10 protein-coding genes are annotated in these 18180 nt (G+C 44.1%); 7 read left to right on the top strand and 3 right to left on the bottom strand.

Going from position 1 to position 18180, the window contains the following annotated elements:
* Positions 1–209: 209 nt before the first annotated feature.
* On the top strand, positions 210–5351 hold the full coding sequence (locus tag RBB45_RS14640) for an S-layer homology domain-containing protein (protein ID WP_306009808.1): 5142 nt from the start codon (positions 210–212) through the stop codon (positions 5349–5351).
* A 141-nt stretch (positions 5352–5492) separates the two neighbouring features.
* On the opposite strand, the gene RBB45_RS14645 is transcribed toward RBB45_RS14640, so the two are convergent.
* From RBB45_RS14645 to RBB45_RS14655, 3 genes are all read right to left on the bottom strand, one after another.
* Complete coding sequence (locus RBB45_RS14645; protein ID WP_306009809.1) at positions 5493–6098, bottom strand: S-layer homology domain-containing protein; 606 nt, start codon at positions 6096–6098, stop codon at positions 5493–5495.
* Between the two features lie 5 nt (positions 6099–6103).
* A complete protein-coding gene (locus RBB45_RS14650) occupies positions 6104–6967 on the bottom strand; it encodes an immunoglobulin-like domain-containing protein (RefSeq protein ID WP_306009810.1) in 864 nt (287 codons plus the stop codon).
* 131 nt (positions 6968–7098) lie between these two features.
* Positions 7099–7368, bottom strand: coding sequence for a cupin domain-containing protein (locus RBB45_RS14655; protein WP_371931594.1), 270 nt, complete (start codon positions 7366–7368; stop codon positions 7099–7101).
* 616 nt (positions 7369–7984) lie between these two features.
* Here RBB45_RS14655 and RBB45_RS14660 point away from each other — a divergent pair.
* The 6 genes from RBB45_RS14660 (at position 7985) to RBB45_RS14685 (ending at position 18170) form a co-directional block, all read left to right on the top strand.
* Positions 7985–8599, top strand: a complete 615-nt coding sequence (locus tag RBB45_RS14660) for an SGNH/GDSL hydrolase family protein (RefSeq protein WP_009792858.1) — start codon at positions 7985–7987, stop codon at positions 8597–8599.
* A 263-nt stretch (positions 8600–8862) separates the two neighbouring features.
* On the top strand, positions 8863–10062 hold the full coding sequence (locus tag RBB45_RS14665) for a glycoside hydrolase family 88 protein (RefSeq protein ID WP_306009812.1): 1200 nt from the start codon (positions 8863–8865) through the stop codon (positions 10060–10062).
* Positions 10063–10322: 260 nt separating this feature from the next.
* Positions 10323–13154 (top strand): carbohydrate binding domain-containing protein, encoded by a 2832-nt coding sequence (locus tag RBB45_RS14670; protein ID WP_306009813.1) that lies wholly within the window; start codon positions 10323–10325, stop codon positions 13152–13154.
* A 188-nt stretch (positions 13155–13342) separates the two neighbouring features.
* Positions 13343–15046 carry a polysaccharide deacetylase family protein gene (locus RBB45_RS14675; RefSeq protein WP_009792861.1) on the top strand — a complete coding sequence of 568 codons (1704 nt, stop codon included), beginning with the start codon at positions 13343–13345 and terminating at the stop codon, positions 15044–15046.
* 12 nt (positions 15047–15058) lie between these two features.
* A complete protein-coding gene (locus tag RBB45_RS14680) occupies positions 15059–16291 on the top strand; it encodes a DegT/DnrJ/EryC1/StrS family aminotransferase (protein WP_306009814.1) in 1233 nt (410 codons plus the stop codon).
* 40 nt (positions 16292–16331) lie between these two features.
* Entirely contained in the window at positions 16332–18170 is a 1839-nt protein-coding gene (locus RBB45_RS14685) for a ligand-binding sensor domain-containing protein (protein ID WP_306009815.1), read from the top strand.
* Positions 18171–18180: the final 10 nt, after the last annotated feature.

An 18180-nucleotide genomic window follows, 5' to 3' on the forward strand; every position in this document is an offset into this window, starting at 1 on the left:
TATCTTTACTTTCTAAAGCAGGAGATGTGGGGAAGGGCTAATGCCCGAATAGAAAGAAGTGAGTGCTTTCCAAACATTTTTCGTATTTGCGTAATTTACAAAATTTACAATTAGTTACGAATATAGGTAATTATTGTTCTTATCCCTTTACGTTTAGTAGTTAAAATTATCTATATGATAAACAGATTACTAAACTAGGAGGATGGAAAGTGAAGAAGAAGGTTTTAAGTGCGGCTATGGCACTGTCTTTGGCTAATGCTACATTTCTGCCTGTTGCGGGAAATGTACTGGCTGATGAGAGCAAGCCAGATTTAATTATGACTGAGGTTTATCCTGATGACATCAAGCATACTGAAATTGCAGGGGCGGGCTCTAATGATCTTTTTGAATATGTAGAACTGTACAATCCTACCGATCAGGATATTTCTTTTAATGATTTATATGAAATTGTGTATGACTATGGATCGAATAAAAAGAGTCTGCAAGTCACCTCTTTTGGCGAGGATCCTTTAACTGTGGAGCTTCCTGCCGGACAAGCTGCAGTTCTATGGGTGAAAAGGACCAATCCAAGCATATCAGGCGATGCGGCAAAATTAACACAGGCAGACTTCAGGTCCTTCCACGGTTTGGAGGATGACGTGCAGATCTTTTCGCTGACTGGACAGGATGGATTGAACAATAGTGACAGAGGAATCCAGCTTGTGGAAAAAAGAAATCCTTCCAGCATTAAATCGGCGATTTATTATAACAGTGATGATGTAGCAGATGGGAAAAGCGTGCATTTGCAGCCTGCTTTAACTGGTACAGAGCTTCACCGGTATAAACAAAAGGCAGATCCTACTCCAGGAGCCATAGAAGAAGAACAAAAGGTGCCACCTTCTGCAAGAGTTATAGCCATTGAACATACATCGATTACCGAAGTCAAGCCAGGGAATGAGGTTAGCCTGTCCGCTGTTATTCAAGGGGCAGAGTCTGCGACCTTATACATAAAGCCAGCCGGCCAGCAGGAATTTTCCCCTTATCCTATGGCTGGCGGCGAGAGCGGCCTTTTTCATATAACGATACCGGCTGAAGACTTATCAGATGGGGTTTTCCATTACTATATTGAAGCAGAAGCTGAAGGAATGGAAAATGCCATCTCTCAGGAATATTCTTTTACAGTAGCATCCGGAGAAGAGCCGAAGAATATTCCATCTATTTTAATTACTGAGATTATGCCGAATCCGGAGGGGGATTATAGAAAGGGTTCAGGAAATCAATATGAATATATGGAATTGTACAACACGACAGATGAAGCGATTAATTTAAAAGGGCATACACTATTTTATTTATATCCAGGAACCACTGCTCCTAAAAAATGGACTATACAGGAAGACACTGTGATTCAACCTCATAAGCCCTTTGTAATCTGGTTTGCAAAGGAAGCTATTTCTGCCGGTTATGGGACAGTTGAAGATTTTAATATTCACTTCAATTCCTCCCTGACGGAAAAAGACATCTTACTCTATGATAATGGAAAGCCGGAAGATTTTAACCTGCCAAATTCGCTTGAGCGAGGATTTGCTTTATCGTCTTCAGACCAGTTAGCTGACTCGATTATCGAAGCCTGGTATGATGCTTCATCTGACAGCAGCCCAGATGCTCAGGTTCGCAGCATCCGAAATACTGTTATCAGATACTCATATCCAGCATCAGGAAAAATAATGGAACGAATGGATACAAGGCCTTTTGGGAATCCGGGAAGCATAGATTCCCGACAGGTTTCTGAACCAGCGGGCAAAGACGTGGTATCACCACTGTTATCACATGAGCAGTTGACTTATCAGGCTGAACAGAACAAACCGGTACGCATTACGGTAGCCAGTGATGAAATACTCGAAGAAGCAGCTTTCCTTTACGGAGAGTCGACAGAGACCATTACGGACTTTAAACACTCTGTTCCATTGGATTTTAAAGAAGAAAGCAATGGCCAATTTATCTATGAAGGAAATATTCAAATATCCGAAACAGGCATTTACAGATATATGATCCAAGGTGCAGATAAAAGCGGGAATATCACGAAATTCCCTTACAGCTCCCGTGGCCTTCATCTAACGGTCACAGAGCCGAGCGGAGAGAACGCTGAACTGCCTGCTCCCGGCCTTTCTGTAAAGAACGGGCAAATGGTAAGAGGGAGCCTCAATGTTTACGCATATGGAGAAACGGCAGCCAGCAACATCCAGATGAAGCTGGACAGTAAGGATCTTTCTATTAGGCCGGCACTGCCTGGAATCACTCAGTTCGGGTTTCAGGCGAATGGAATTGATCAAATTTATCAGGCATCAGCCAGTGCCATCAAGGCTGGTGCGGGAAGAGAATATTTCACAAGGATTTATCCAAAATATGTGGATGGTGCCTGGTATAAATACAGTCTTGCGCCTGAATATTTTGTTGAGTCCCAGACGGTTTCCATTCATTCAGGGAGTGAAAGTGTTCCTTATGATTCAGATACACATGATCAGTATTTCAACAAAACCAATTTTGATGATTTTAATGTAAGAAATATCCATCTAGTCCTCCCTGATGGAACAATGCTCAAACCTGAAACAGTGAAACAGACTCCAGGGAATCTAAATATCCAAACTGTGCCATACACAGAAAACCTTTGGTATGGACTTGGAGATGGGACGGCACCGACTAATACAAATATGAATAAGCCTCTGAAGAGTGAATTTCAGTTCAATATTCCTAAGAAGCATTTTACAGCCCGCTATGTTTCAATAGATACCACTGTGCTTCCTGATGGAGAACATACGGTGTATATGGACATGGATGGAGTGCTGGAGCAGGAAGCTGTCATTACAGTAGACAATACTGAGCCGGTTATCCATGGGGTTGAGAATTCAATGAATGGAACCAAGCTGGAAAAAGATGCTGTTTTAAAAGGGGAGTTTTCACTTTCTCTCTTAGCGGAAGATTCAGGAACGGGAATCGCTAGTATTGAGGCCACGCTGGATGGTGAGAAAATAAATATGCCGTTTTCATCCTCTTCCTCTGCCATCAGTGCGGGCAGTCATATTTTAAAAATAACTGCATTTGATGGTGCAGGAAATAGTACGAGTACGGAGCAGACCCTTATCATTAATGAAGAAATGCCAGAAGAGCCTGTGGATGTAAAACCAGCCGATTTCTCCAAAGGTGTCAGTCATAGTCCCCGATTAAGCGCAATAGTAAAGGACCCTTCAGGCGATGCCATCAAAACAGTGGATTTCATGGAAGGAACCAGCCATGACTTTGCAAGCCAGAAGGGTATAACTGGATTTAAAAATATTGCTGACCGGGAACCCCCTTTGACAGCCGTGCCTGAAGGCGAAACCGAGATTAGCGCTGATGAACAGCAGGCGATTGCTTATGATGACGAAAAATATCTTGTGACAGATAGTGAGCAGGGCTTTCCGTATCACCGGTTTGAAGTTAAAGTGGGTGAGGAGCTCACGGCTGGCAGCAAGGTAGAATTGCTATGGAAAGGAAAAACACTGCCTAACCGGATGATTACCTTATATGCTTGGGACTATCAGACAGGAAAATGGACTTCTTTAAAGCGCGAAAAAGGGAATCCAAATGAAAACGAAATTCTTCTAGCCGCCGAAGTGGAGAAAGAGAGATTTATAAAGGATGGCAAAATTCAAGCGATGGTTCAGGATGAAGTCGCTGGCCCGAACGATCCTTTCTCAATTCTCTGGTTTACAGATACACAATATTACTCTGAATCATATCCAGGTATATGGGAATCAATGAGTGATTGGATTGTTGATTCATATAAAGAAGGCATATTCCAATACGCCATCCATACAGGTGATCTTGTGAATGTCGCAGATGATGAAAATCAGTGGAGAATTGTAGACGAAAATTTAAAAAAACTGGAAGAAGCAAACGTTCCTTATGGTGTTCTTGCTGGAAATCATGATGTCATAGTAGATGGAATAGATTACTCTTATTACAAAAAATATGTAGGTGCAGACCGCTATGTGAATAATCCTTGGTATGGAGGGCAAATGGATAATAATAGAAACCACTATGACCTTGTATCATTTGGCGGGCATGATTTCATTATACTTTATGTTGGATTTGGTCTTGAAGACACAGAGGAGACAATCCAATGGGCGAATGAAGTACTCGAAAAGCATTCAGACAGAAATGCGATTATAGGGATGCATGCCTATCTAGAATATAATGCAACCCTTTCAAATATGGCTCAAAATGTGTTCAATCAAGTGGTAGTGCCGAATGAAAATGTAAAGCTCATCTTAAGCGGTCACTATCATGGGGCGAACCGCCGTGTTACCGAGCTGACAAATCAGGACGGTTCCAAAAGGGAAGTGGTGGAAGTCCTTGCTGATTATCAGGGCGGACCAGAGGGCGGACAAGGATATTTGCGCCTGCTTACTTTTGACCCTGGAACGGAAAAAGTTGATTTTCAAACGTATTCTCCCTATTTAAACGACTATAATTTCTTTGATGAAAATATCGATGCTTTTAAAGAAGACTTTGATTTAGCAGACATCAATAAGCGCGTTTCAACCGACTATGTGGCTGTTAATGTATATTTTGACAAAGAAATCGGCCAAAATCGAGATTTAAAATCAGGAGATACCGCTTCTGTGCAGTGGAGTGGACTGGAAGAATCAAAAGAACATTTTTGGTATATGAATGTGACCGATGAATTTGGTGCAGAAAGACGGTCTATGATTTACCGGTTTACAACAGATGAGAAGACCGGAGGAGGCGGTGTTGTGAATCCATCACCTGAGCCAGCGCCAACTCCAAATCCAAACCCGGAACCAGCACCAAATCCAGGACCGTCAGTGGTATTCAAGGATGTTCCGTTAATGTATCGTGATTCAGTAGAATACCTGGTAGCTGAAGGGATTGCAAAGGGTATCACTCCGTCCTTGTTTGGAACCGGCCATAATATCAAAAGGGCAGATGCTGCTGTCATGCTGGCAAATGCTTTGAAGCTTAATTTTGATAAGGCAAAAAGCTCTGGATTTAAGGATGTCCCTGCACGTGCAGAAGGCGCTGTCAATGCATTAAAGGCAGCAGGGATCGTAAGCGGAAAAACAGCCTCATCATTTGGAGCCCAGGACAACATCACCCGTGGTGAGGTGGCCATTATGCTTGCCGAAGCCTATAAAATGGAGTCAGGAAAAAGCAGCATACCATTCAAAGATGTATCTGGCCGCTATACAAAGCCTGTAGCTGCTCTTATCGAAAATAATATAACCCAAGGAAAAACCAAAGAACAATTCGGAACCAGCCAATCCATAACCCGCGGTGAATTTGCCCTATTCCTGCACAGACTGAAGAAATAGGATTAGAAGGACAGGCACTTTGCATCATTTAAAATAAAGTTATTGCAGACCTAAAAACTCCTCCAATTAGCTGATCAGCCGGCTCTTAAGCCAAATGACCAGATTTGGAGGAGTTTTAATTTTACACAGGGAGGAATGATACTATCTGCCATACTGAATAGCACGCGCCATAAACACCGAGAACTCCGCACGTGTTATAGGCTGGTTAGGACGGAAGGTTCCGTCAGCAAAACCGCCTGCGATTCCATTGCCGGTCAGGTTCATGATGTGCGGATATGCCATCATTTCAAGTGAAACATCGTTAAAAGGGTTTTTTATGCCAGTCTTATTTTCAAATCTGCTGGATCTGTCAATGTGGATGCTAGCATCCCCGCGAGTAACCGCCTGGTGCGGCCGGTAGGTTCCATCCGGGTAACCGACAATGATATCCCTTTCGGTTAAAGCGTGAATATAGCCTGAACCGGCTACACTTGCCTTTACATCCTTGAATCTCGTATCCACAGGTTCTCCGGGCAGCTCTTTGGAGCGGCCGATCATAATGGCAGCTTGTGCGCGGGTGATAAATTCATTAGGCTTGAAGGTGCCGTCGGCATACCCGCCGATCACGCCTTTGCCAATCAAATACTCCATCTCTTCTTTCGCCCAGTGATTTTCAATATCCTTAAACGAACCGGATGCATCTGTATTTTGAGTAAAAGAAAAGAAACAAGAAAACATTAAAACAGCCAACACCAGCAATTTCTTCAACTTTTTCATCCTCCCTTGATCTTAAACTCGACTCCCAAGGTTACATTGCTATTACCAGTTTCTCCTTCCCTGCTGAAGCTTTTTAAAACCTTATAATTCCCTTCTTCAAGACCGGCAAGGTTGATATGCTCTGTTTTTATGCTTGAAGGAGACATAATGATAAGAATATCAGTAAATGCCATGCCTTTATTAGCAGGCTCCCACCCATCAGATGTTTGCTTATAGATCCCATAAGCTGACCCGGTTTCCATTCCATGCATCGCCCAGTTTTCATAATAAATGCTTGCTGTTTCCCCTGTTTTGTATACAGATTTGGATGCTGTGGCAATCATATGATTCTCATCTGAGGGAGTGTACAAAGGAAAATAGTTTTCCTTTAAGATCGTCCCGCTGGCATCCATGACAGCCAGCCGGTAATAAAAAATGGTGCTTTCCTGCTGTGGAATGCTTACTGCTGTATCTCCGCCGTCTGCAGTAGTCCGTGAATCAATTTTTTCTGTGTTTCGTCCAAACTTGTCCCACTTGCCTAACTCAACGATCAATTTCTGGCCTTGATCCATTGGAACGGTAAAGCCTTTAAAAGTTCCACCGGCCTGTACAGGCACGGGATTTCCATCGCCATAAAAATGGTCCTGGATAAAGTAATCATAAGTACCGGTCCCGTTTTGCAGGTTTCTTACCTTATTGGTGTACTTATCAAGAATATTCTCCTGGAATTCACCAACAAAACGGGGCGCATCCTCCACAAGCTGAGATTGTTCGTCCAACTCTTTGGGACTGCTGCCTGACGCCGTCCCGCTTTGACCGCTTTCCTGGCATCCGGAAAGGAGAAGCAGGGAGAAACACACAATAGCCGAAATACGCTTCATCAGATTCCCTCCTTTTTTCATTAGACGTAACGGGTGGGGAAAAGATACAGTTTTATTGGATGAAAGGCCCTAAATGCCCGTATTCTCAATAAACAAAAAAACAGGGACAGAAACCCTGTCCCTGCGTGCAGTTATGGCCTATAATCCACATCCACCTTATCCTTGATCTGATAAGGAGCCAGCATAAACGCCCCTTTAAAAACATCCTTTCCTTTATTCACCAAATAATGTACTTTCTTCGGCTCAACATGGATGAAGTCGCCTTCCCGGCAGCTGAAGATCTCGCCGTCGATATGGATTTCGAGCTCGCCCTCGAGGACGAAGAAGTTTTCTTCCATGATTTCATGGTAGTGGGCAGGGAAGTCCTGGCCGGGCTGGTGGACGACCAGGCCGAAATTCATCTGCGCACTCTCAGGAGATATTTCGGGTTGCTGTCCCCGAAATGGTAAGCTGGCCACCAGGCAGTGAGCAAAGTGGTGCGCGAAGGATTCACAGCTAAAGAGGGGTATAACTATTATCAGTTGCTAAATTCAATGAGTTGAGTGTCTGGCAGTACTTAATGGAGGGCCAGGAATTGGTTTTGGAAATAAATGCAATTTGTACAGAGTGTTTGAAAAGGTTGGTAGAAAAACTAGCCGAATTGGTAGAATCAGTCGGGAGTTTGGTAGAATAACCGGAAGAGTTGGTAGAATAACAGCTAAAGTCGGTAGAATCGCACTGGATACAGATAGAATCCTATCTCAAACAATGAGAAGTGCCCCTCCATCACATGATAGAGGGGCATTTTTTATGCTATATCAACTTTTAATACTCATCAGCATGACGATTCTGCCTATTAACACAGCTTTCTGCTGAGCGGCAGTCCAATTCTCAGCCATATAATGACTTCGCGTTCTCATTTTTCCCAGACAATCAGCGGAACAATACGTCATGCAGCCTGCAACCTAATCTCACCAGCAGGAATCCCCGGGGAGATTAGCTAATATAAAAAGTATCAAATAAAAGCAGGTGAAGCATATGGGAGCAAAAAAAATCTTATTTATCGGCGACAGCATCACGGATCATGGCAGAAGAGAGGATCCTGAACAGATTGGATTCGGTTATGTAAGGTATCTGCGTGACTATTATATGACGGCATTTCCTGAAAAGGCGCTTGAGTTTATCAACAGAGGTGTCGGCGGTAACCGCGTTACTGACCTTGCCGACCGCTGGAAGGCGGATGTCATTGATATTCAGCCGGATCTTGTGTCCATTTCAATTGGTATAAATGACGTATGGCGGCAGCTGGACAGTCCTGGGATCGTGCAGATAGGGCCTGAGCGATTTAAAGAAGTGTATGAAGACTTGCTGACAGAAGTGAAAGAGAAGACGAAAGCTGAAATTGTGCTTATGGAGCCGACTGTCATAGAGGAGGATGTTCATTCGGAAGGCAATAGGCTGCTTACTCCATATGTTGAGGCTGTTCATGAGCTTGCTGAACAGTTCCAGGCAGTTGTTGTGCCGGAGCATAAGGCATTCCTCCGGTATCTGGAGTCGGGAGGTAAAATTAAGCTGACGACAGATGGGGTGCATATGACATCCGCTGGGGATATGCTGATGGCGAGGGTGTGGGTTGAGGCTGTGGAGCTGTAAAGTGAGTAATATTATATTCCTCACTCATCCGGATTCTGCTGAATACAGCCGGTCAAGAGCTATAAAACACTGGTTATTAGTGTTTCGATCATTGATGCCCGGCAGGTTGTTAATGATAATCTGCAATTTGCCGAAATGAATCTTAAAAAGGTATTCGAATTTTCAAATAATAGGTATTGAATTGACCTACTGAAGATGGAGGTTCCGATAGATACGAATGTTTACCCGCGTTCTCCACTTAAATAGATCAGGGGTGTCAGGTGATGAACATATTTGGAAATGACGTAAAAAGGGAAGCCATAAAGAATAAGGACCGTTTTGTAAAAATGCCTGCTGTAGATCGTGCTTTTGCAGAGAGAGCCATTGAGCATGTCCTGGCTAAAATTGATCAAAGCCTGGAGGCGTTTACAGACAAATTTCCGGATTCGAGCAGTGTAGGGCTTATCTATAAGCCTATAGATAATGTGGAATGGACAACAAGCTTCTGGACCGGCATGTTGTGGCTTGCCTATGAATACACGGGTCAGGAAAAATATAAGAAAGTTGCCGAAAAGCACATCTGCAGCTTTAAGGACAGACTGGAAAACCGGATTGAAGTTGATCACCATGATCTCGGCTTTCTCTATTCATTAAGCTGTGTCAGTGCGTTTAAGGTGACAGGAAATGAGAATGCGAAGGAAACGGCTTTGAAAGCTGCAGAGTTATTGGCATCCAGATACAGCAGGAAAGCAGGCATTATCCAAGCATGGGGGGATCTCAATGATCCTGCACAGCGAGGGCGGATGATCATTGATTGCAATATGAACCTGCCCTTGCTGTATTGGGCATCTGACACGGGCGGAAACTGTATATATAAAGAAATTGCAAAGTCACATGTAAAGAAAGCCGCTCAATATTTAGTCCGGAACGACGCCTCTACTTTCCATACTTATTATATGGATGTGGATTCCGGGAAGCCATTGTACGGAAATACGCACCAGGGGCATTCTGATGATTCCTGCTGGGCGAGAGGGCAGGCGTGGGGTATCTATGGCTTTGCTTTAAGCTATTATTATACAGGTGATTGGAGCCTGATAGAGCTGTCCAAAAACCTCGCAAACTATTATCTGAATAGGCTTCCTGAAGATCAGATCTGTTACTGGGACTTATGCTTTACGGAGGGGGAAGAGGAGCGGGACAGCTCTGCAGCAGCCATAACGGTCTCGGGCCTGCTGGAGCTGTCGAGACATTTACCGGTGACTGATCCTGCGAAAACGATCTATGAGCATGCAGCACTGAGGATGATTCAATCACTCTATGAGAATTATACGACTGAAGTTGAAAGCGAGGCTAACGGAGTATTGAAGCATGCAGTCTACCATAAAGGCGGCAGCCGTGGTGTTAATGAGAGCTGCATTTGGGGGGATTACTACTATTTTGAGGCGCTGGTCAGGTGTGTAAAGGACTGGAAGATGTACTGGTAGCATGTCTGTAATAGGCTAATCAAAGTCTATCTGTAGGGAAAGGAACTTTTGCTAATGGTTTCCTTTTCTTTTTTTTGCTTATTTTACTCTGATGCCTAAGCAGATGTTCTCAAAATAACAAATGAGTGTTATAAGTAATTGATTTTTCAGAAAATTAATATATGCTTATTATTGTATACAAGTAGTATACAGGTATTTGTCAAAATAAATAGGCAGGAGGTGAACCTTTAGCGGCTTTTACAACAAAATAGGAGGAGATTATGAAAAATAAACGATCAGGTTTCTTCATTGTTGTATGCGGATTTTTACTTTTTCAGATGTTTGGCCAGACTTTGGCACAGAAAGCAGGAGCAGCTCCTGAAAATGGGCTGGTACTTGAAAATGCCGGTTTTGAGGAGGAGCAGACAGATGGAACAATACCAGGCTGGACGCAGAGCTTTGGAACAGAAGGGATTTCTGTTGTGAATACGGAACAGGCGTCCGGAGCTAAAAGTCTTGAGATTAAAGACAGCGGCAGTGGAAATTACGGTCTGATCAGTGATCAGGTGCCTGTAAATCCAGGGTGGCAATATACTGCTTCAGCCAAAATGAAAAGCACAGGGGGCTCAGGGGAAATATATATCCGCTTCTTTGATAGCAAAGGCTCCTATATAACAGGCTTCAACAAAGCGGTAAATGGGCCGGTTGATGAGTGGAGCGAAATCAAGGTGAGCGCAGATGCCCCTGCCAATGCTGTCTATGCCGCTGTCCTCTTTTATTCCGGCAAAGCAAATACGGGGACCTTTTACTTTGATGAAGCATTATTAACGGAGGCTAAGCCAATTATGCCAATTGGCGAGGAGGCTGAGAATCTGGGTGTCCAAGTATCAAAAACAACAGTGATGCTTGGTGATATAGGAAAAGATGCCAATGGCAATGATGTGCTGTATACAGTTGTAGCAGGTGCACCGGCAAAGTTTGCCATTGTTGATGTCGAGACTGAAGAATTGATTAAGAGCTATCCTTTGGAGGATACCTCAGGGGCATGGGGAGTAAAGGTGGCTGCTGACGGGTCGGTTTACTTAGGAGGATACAACCAGGGTTATCTATATCGTTATCTGCCTGAAACAGATTCACTGTTGAATCTCGGACATCCAGTAAAGACAACTGATGCTGTACTGTATCCGATGGATATCTCGAGTGATGGGAAAATCTATGGAGGAACCTACGGATCAGGGAGTGTCTATGAATATGATCCAGACTCCGGCCAGTTTACAAACTTTGGAACGATGGCTGAGGGGCAGAGCTGGGTAAGAAGCACGGCCTATGATGAAAAGAACCAGCGGATATATGCTGGAGTTGGAAGCAAGGCTCACCTTATAGAATACGACATAAAAACTGGAACTAAACGAAATATACTCCCTTCCCAATACGCAGATATCATCTCGGTATATGATCTTAATCTTATTCAGGGGAAGCTGTTTGCCCAGAAGGAATCCAGTTATGAAATGTTCATTATTGATACAGAAAGCGGAGAATTGGTTGAGGCCATGAATGAAGATACAGGCTTGAAAACATTTGATATACCAGAGTCATCCAGAGGGATTTCGGGCAAATCTCCTGTTGGAGAAAAAGTTTACTTTACACATCTAGGTATCCTGCATGAATATGACCTCAAAAAAAATTCCTTCAAATCATTGGGCGCTGATTTAAAGGGAAGCGCGATCAGTTATAAATTTCTGCAGCTTAAAGAGGAAGGCTTCCCAGGCTATACTCTTGTGGGCCTTTCCGGAAATGGGGGCAAGCTTTACAAATATAACCTTGAAACAGGCAAGCTAAAACTCACCGATCTGGCGCTCCCTGCAGAGCCTGTCCAGATTCATGAGCTGGCAAAAGGGCCGGATGGGAAAATATACAGCACAGGCTATCTGCCTGGCAATATGGGAGCCTATATTCCGACATCAGGCAAGAATATAGTATTCGATGGTATCGGACAAAGCGAAGGGACAGCCACTTTGAATGGAAAAATGTATTTAGGGATTTATCCTAATGCACGAATCTATGAGTTTGATCCTTTCAAGGAGTGGAATCGGACAGATTCTGACTCACTGAACCCAGGTTTGCTTTTCAGCCTTGAAAAAAATGAGCAGATTCCAGGCTATACTCCTCAGGATAGGCCTTTTGCCATGCTTGGTGTTCCAGAGCATAATCAGCTCTTTATTGGAACTGTCCCTAAAAATGGGAATCTTGGGGGTGCATTAGCTATTTATGAGCCAGGAACCGGGAAAGAGCCGGATGTTTACTGGAACATAATGCAGGACCAGAGCATTGTATCCCTAACACATATAGGAGGAAAAGTCTTTGGTGGAACGACGGTTGCCGGAGGTCAGGGCTCTGTTCCTGCCACCTCTGAAGCCAAACTTTTTGTCTGGGATATTGAAAACAAACAGAAAACGGCGGAGCTTATTCCGGTTCCAGGCAAAAAGGCGATAACAGCCTTGACTATTGGAGCGGACGGGAATATATGGGGCATGGCAGATGGAACCTTATTTGCGCTGGATCCTGAAAGTATAGAAGTTATTGCTTCTTATCAACTTGATGATAAGACTTCAAGCAATTGGAGAAATGCTTCTCTTGAAATTGGGACAGATGGAAACATTTACGGCATAATTGGGAGGAAGTTTTTTAAATTCAATCCTCAGAATGGGATGCAGGAGTTTATTGCAGGAGATGTTGATCATCTTGCCCAGGATGATTTTGGATCCTTCTACTTATCAAGCGGAATTCACCTTTATAAGTACTCCGATGAAAACCTCCTCGGAAGGCTTAAAGGAGCTGAGATAATTGTAGAAAAGCAGAGGCTGACTGCGGGAGACAGCCTGTCGGTCAAGGTTAAAGGAATACTCGATAATGGAAAAAGCACCTTTGAACTGGATGGGGCTGTCATCAGTTATAAAGTCGGGAAGGAAAAAGTACTCTCAGTGGAAGATGGGATCATTAAGGCATTGAAAAGCGGCAAAACAGAGATTTCTGCAGTAGTAGAGCTGGATGGGGCTGTCGCTGAAGCTCCACCTGTATCTATATGGGTAAACAATAAAGGAGGAAGGAAGTAATCAGAGAAGGCCCGGATTCTTTCCGGGCTTTTTCCTTTTTAGCAGGGTATAAGCCTCTGTGTTATACCTGAATTATTTTTTTAATAATCTAACAATTCATTGTAATTTAGATGCTGCTGTAATAAGATTAAATAAATAAAAAAATACAGGTTAAATACATGTATTTTTGAAGGTTGGTGGGAAAATAGATGAAAATGGCCAAAATGGGTATCTTCTTTGATCAGGATGAAGCAGAAAAGCGTTGGTCTAGAGGGCAAAATGTTTTTGAAGGGTATCTTTTTGAAATTTTTGATCATCTAAGGATTCCATATGAAAGGGTAAGTGCAGGTGATAGTCTCGAATCCTATGACATTATTGTTGAATCTTTGAGCGGAGATAGTCACGGAAATCTTTTTTTAAATTATGTAGAATCCGGCGGAACCTTGGTATCGTACGGCGGTCTTGAATGCTTAAGGGAAAGGCTTGGCTTCATTGCCGCAGAGTCAGAACAAACGGGTTATGCGTTTATCCCGCCATGTATTCCTGGTGAATACCCTCCGCTTCGTTTCCTTGCATCAGAAATATGGGCAGATGAAGGAAGCAGTAGTGTTTGGATTACCAGGGGGAAATTGGGAACAGCCAACGATCATTGTAATTTCTCTGCCCCAGCATGTTTGCATGAATTTCCTTTGGGAGAAGGGAAGATTTATCGCTGGGGAGTCAAGATCCCCCAGACAATTGCCGGTTTGCAGCAGGGGACACTTCCTGTATATGAGGATGGATCTCCTGCCCCTGATGGAACCGCGAATCTTGATGAAGGACTGCTCAAGGCAGACGATGGCTTTGAACTCGACTGGGTGATGGATCGAAGTTTCACTGAAACAGGAATTCCATATTTCCCATATCCTTATGCAGACCTCTGGAGGGAAGCAGTGGTAGGAAATCTATTATCCATCCTATCTATGAAAGGGCTTACTGTTCCGATGCTTGATTATTGGCCGGCTGATATCAAGCATATGGCCATGATTTCTCATGATAGTGACCTGAACGGGGATGAATGTGCGCTTATTACCCTGGAAGCCCTTAAGGAAGAGGACGTACAAACTACATGGTGTATGATTGCGCCTGGCTACAGTCCGGCCGTTTATGAAAAGATTAAAGAAGATGGCCACGAAATTGCCCTGCACTATAACGCGCTTCATCAGGATGATGGCATTTGGAGCGAGAAGGCCTTTTCCGAACAGCTGAAGTGGATTCAGGATGCTTCCGCTACTGTGGAGATTGTCTCAAATAAGAACCATTATACGCTCTTTGAAGGGTGGGGTGAGCTTTTTGAGTGGTGCGAGAAGCATGGCATCCAGGCAGACCAGACCCGTGGACCCAGCAAAAAAGGGAATATCGGTTTTTTATTCGGCACAAGCCATCCATACTTTCCGGCCGCTTGGGCAAATGAAAAAAACCGCCTTTATGATGTTTTGGAAATAGGTTTCCTCACTCAGGATCTGAATCATCATGCTCTTGCTGATACCAGTGTTATTCAGCCATTCCTGGATGGTGTAAAGCGTGTTGGCGGGGTTGCCCACTTTTTGTTTCATCAGCACCATATCTACAATCAGCCCAAGGTGAGGCAAGCTATAACAGAGCTGATCAGAACAGCAAAAAGCCAGGAATTTACCTTCTGGACCTGTGCAAGGATAAATCAGTGGGAACGGGACCGGAGAAAGGTCTCTCTCCTGGATCTTTCAGGAGGAATGCATATAGGGGGCGCCGTAAAGAGCGAAGGCTTCTCCGTACTGGTCCCGTTGGAGGCTGATACAGGTGAAGGTAACAGAGCGGGCGGAGAGGATATTGTAACCAGATTCGGGTTTCATTGCCGGCGGATCCTGCCGGTCAGCTATCTTGCAGAAGGATAGGAGGAGAAAGTCATGATTGGTGAGCTTGCAATCAATGGAGGGGAAAAGGTTAAGAAGACACCCTTTCGTACAGGAATGCGTTTTGGACTGGAGGAAGCCAGGGAGCTTTTGGAGGCTCTTGAGCAGAATACGCTCTTCTATCATTTTGGCGAAAAAGTAAAAAAATTCTTGGCGGATTTTAACGAGCTTTACAGCATTAAATACAGTGTGGCAGCATCTTCTGGTACAGCAGCCCTTCATATTGCACTGGGGGCTGCCGGTATTTCAGCAGGCGATGAGGTGATTACTAGTCCCATTACAGACCAGGGTACTGTCATTGGTATCCTGTATCAAAATGCGGTTCCGGTTTTCGCAGACCTAGATCCCCGGACCTATAACCTGACAGCAGGGACGATTGAGAACAGGATAACTGACAGGACCAAAGCAATCATTGTTGTTCATCTGGCAGGAAATCCGTGCGATATGGATCTTATCATGGAACTGGCAAGGAAGAAGAACATCAAGGTGATAGAAGACTGTGCCCAAAGCTACCTCACTAAATACAAAGGGCGTTTAACAGGAACCATAGGAGACTATGGCTGCTTCAGCACAAATGATTTTAAGCATATATCCACAGGCGATGGGGGTATTGTTACTATTAATTCGAATGATGAGGCAGATTATTTCTCTGCCCATGCATTTGCGGATAAGAATTATCATCGTCATGGCAGTTCTGTCATGAAGGAACTGCACCACTTAGCGCCGAATTATCGTATGACTGAGCTTCAAGGGGCCGTCGGCATTGCTCAGCTTAAGAAGCTGGACTGGATTTGCGGGCGCAGAAATATGCTTGGAGAAAATTTAAATAGGGGCATTAAAAACTTAAAAGGAATTAAGCCTATGAGAATTACAGAAGAAGGATGGTGCAGTTATTGGTTTTATATGCTGACTCTGGAGCTGTCCGAGCTGCGCTGTACTAGAAAGGAATTTTCAGAGGCACTGGCAGCAGAAGGCATTCCAAATCAGGCAGGATATATACCGCATGTCCTATATGAACATCCGCTTTTTAAAAAGCAGCAGGCATATAAAGGAAGCCATTATCCCTTCTCTCTTGGTGACTATGAATATACAAAAGGGATTTGTCCTGAGGCAGAACAAATCCTTGCGACAGCCATCCGGCTGGATATTAATGAGTTCTATTCTGATGATGATGTGGAGGAAATGATTGAAGCAATCAGGAAGGTTGCTGCTTTCTATGCAAGCTGACCTGCAAACACCCTCCGCATGAAAGGGGAATAGTATCGATATGAAAGAAACATTTATTAGCCATGGCATTCCGGTTGCCGCTGCGGAAGAACGGACATCTGCTATGTGTGCCAGGCATGGGGAGTGCAGGTTCGTTATAGCTGCAAAGGGTTTTGCTTTGGTTGTCAATCCTTTAAGCGGAAGGACAAAACAGGTATTTTTTCCGGAAAATAATAGAGAATATCCTTTTGCCTCACTCAGCAGCAAGGGGCTGTTTTATACAGGAGCAGGAAAAATGATTCTTGTGCTTGATCCGTTTTTGGAAAAAATCGTGTTTTATTCAGTTATTAATAATGGGGAAGAAATAGCCGGATTCAGTTTTGCCGAGGGTAAAGGAGGCAATATTTATTTCACCACCTATCCACACTGCCATCTCTTCGGGCTCTGCCCTTCAGATTGGAGCATCAAAGATTTTGGCCGCATGGATCCTTCTGAAAAATATCCATCAAGCGCAGCTGCCGATGTTAAGGGCTGGGTATATGTCGGGATTGGAACAGAACGGAAAAATATTGTGGCCTTCAATCCTGATAGCGGAGTGAAAAAAAGCCTAGTACCTCATGAAGATCGGACAAAAGGGGCTGGGTATGTATATCAGGCAGCTGACGGAAAGGTATACGGCCATTGGGAAGCTGGGGACATGAGGGAGGTTAGTCAAACCACACGATGGAAAATGTTTTTGGATGGCGCAGTGGAGGGCGTTGATCCTGTAGAAAGGGCTTCATCTATTTATGAGGGTGAAGGATTCCAGAAGGTCCATACTAATCTTGATGCTGAGTATAAAGTAGATTCTTATAGCCTTTCTGAAGGATTTGCTGAATTTATACATAATGGTACAGGCCAAAGAAAAGTGATTGAGCTAACCTATGAATCAGAGGGAGCACAGCTTTCGACTTTATTTCTTGGGCCTGATGAACAAATCTATGGAACTTCCATGCATCCTTTGCAGCTTTTTCGGTACTGTCCTGAATCGGGAGAGCTCAGGAACTATGGAGGGAAGGTAATAGAAAGAGGTGGCGGCGGAAATATCGCTGCCTATGCTTCAAAGGGAAATCTCGTCTTTGGGGCTGCTTACGCAGGAGGGAAGTTCTATATCCTTGATACACAAAAACCAATAGAACAAAATCTGAATCCGCGCCTTGTGCTTCAGGTTGAGGATATTCACCGGCCTCGATGTGCCATTGCTGCCAGTGATAAGAAGCATATTATATGGGGAGGTTTTCCCGGTTATGGACTGGCCGGAGGAGGATTGGCAATTTATAGTACGGAGACCGGGCAGGCATCAGTCATTCCCCATGGCCGGATAGTTCCAAACCAGAGCACGCTTTGTCTTGGAGAGCTGCAGGAAGGTCTTATACTGGGAGGAACCAGCGTTGAAACCCCGGGGGGTGCCTCATCTGCTGAAAAGGAAGCACACTTGTACCTGCTTGAATGGAAAACTGAAAAACCAGCGGAGCGATTTGTGCCGGTAGAAGGGGTACGCGAAATAGTCCAGCTCTTCATCGATCCATTCAATCTTGTGCACTGCTTAACGGATAGCAGCTTATATTTCATCTGTAATCCATATACCAAAGAAGTCCTATTCAGAAAGGACTTGTCCGAATCAGGTTTTCCTGTTAGAAACTCCTTTGCTTATTTTAAGGATTCGGGCACATTATTCCTTCTTCTAAGCAAGGCTTTGTTGAGTTGTGGAATCAGGGAAGGCATCATTGCAAACCCTTCTACCAGACATTACCTTACCGGCGGGGCATCCAGCGGGATCGTCCTTCATAAGGGCAGGGTCTACTATGGGAGCGGAAGCAGGCTGATCAGCATTGGCACGTGCCGGTCAGAAACACAGTAGAATGTGCTGA

Origin of the sequence: Bacillus sp. MMSF_3328, assembly GCF_030733525.1 — a bacterium.
GTDB lineage: Bacteria > Bacillota > Bacilli > Bacillales > Cytobacillaceae > Bacillus_AB > Bacillus_AB infantis.

Bases quoted from the DNA above. Each gene is read 5' to 3' on its own strand.
- RBB45_RS14650 (WP_306009810.1), bottom strand. From the start codon at position 6,967: ATGAAGCGTATTTCGGCTATTGTGTGTTTCTCCCTGCTTCTCCTTTCC.
- RBB45_RS14665 (WP_306009812.1), top strand. From the start codon at position 8,863: ATGAACATATTTGGAAATGACGTAAAAAGGGAAGCCATAAAGAATAAG.
- RBB45_RS14655 (WP_371931594.1), bottom strand. From the start codon at position 7,368: ATGAATTTCGGCCTGGTCGTCCACCAGCCCGGCCAGGACTTCCCTGCC.
- RBB45_RS14670 (WP_306009813.1), top strand. From the start codon at position 10,323: ATGAAAAATAAACGATCAGGTTTCTTCATTGTTGTATGCGGATTTTTA.
- RBB45_RS14685 (WP_306009815.1), top strand. From the start codon at position 16,332: ATGAAAGAAACATTTATTAGCCATGGCATTCCGGTTGCCGCTGCGGAA.
- RBB45_RS14675 (WP_009792861.1), top strand. From the start codon at position 13,343: ATGAAAATGGCCAAAATGGGTATCTTCTTTGATCAGGATGAAGCAGAA.
- RBB45_RS14680 (WP_306009814.1), top strand. From the start codon at position 15,059: ATGATTGGTGAGCTTGCAATCAATGGAGGGGAAAAGGTTAAGAAGACA.
- RBB45_RS14660 (WP_009792858.1), top strand. From the start codon at position 7,985: ATGGGAGCAAAAAAAATCTTATTTATCGGCGACAGCATCACGGATCAT.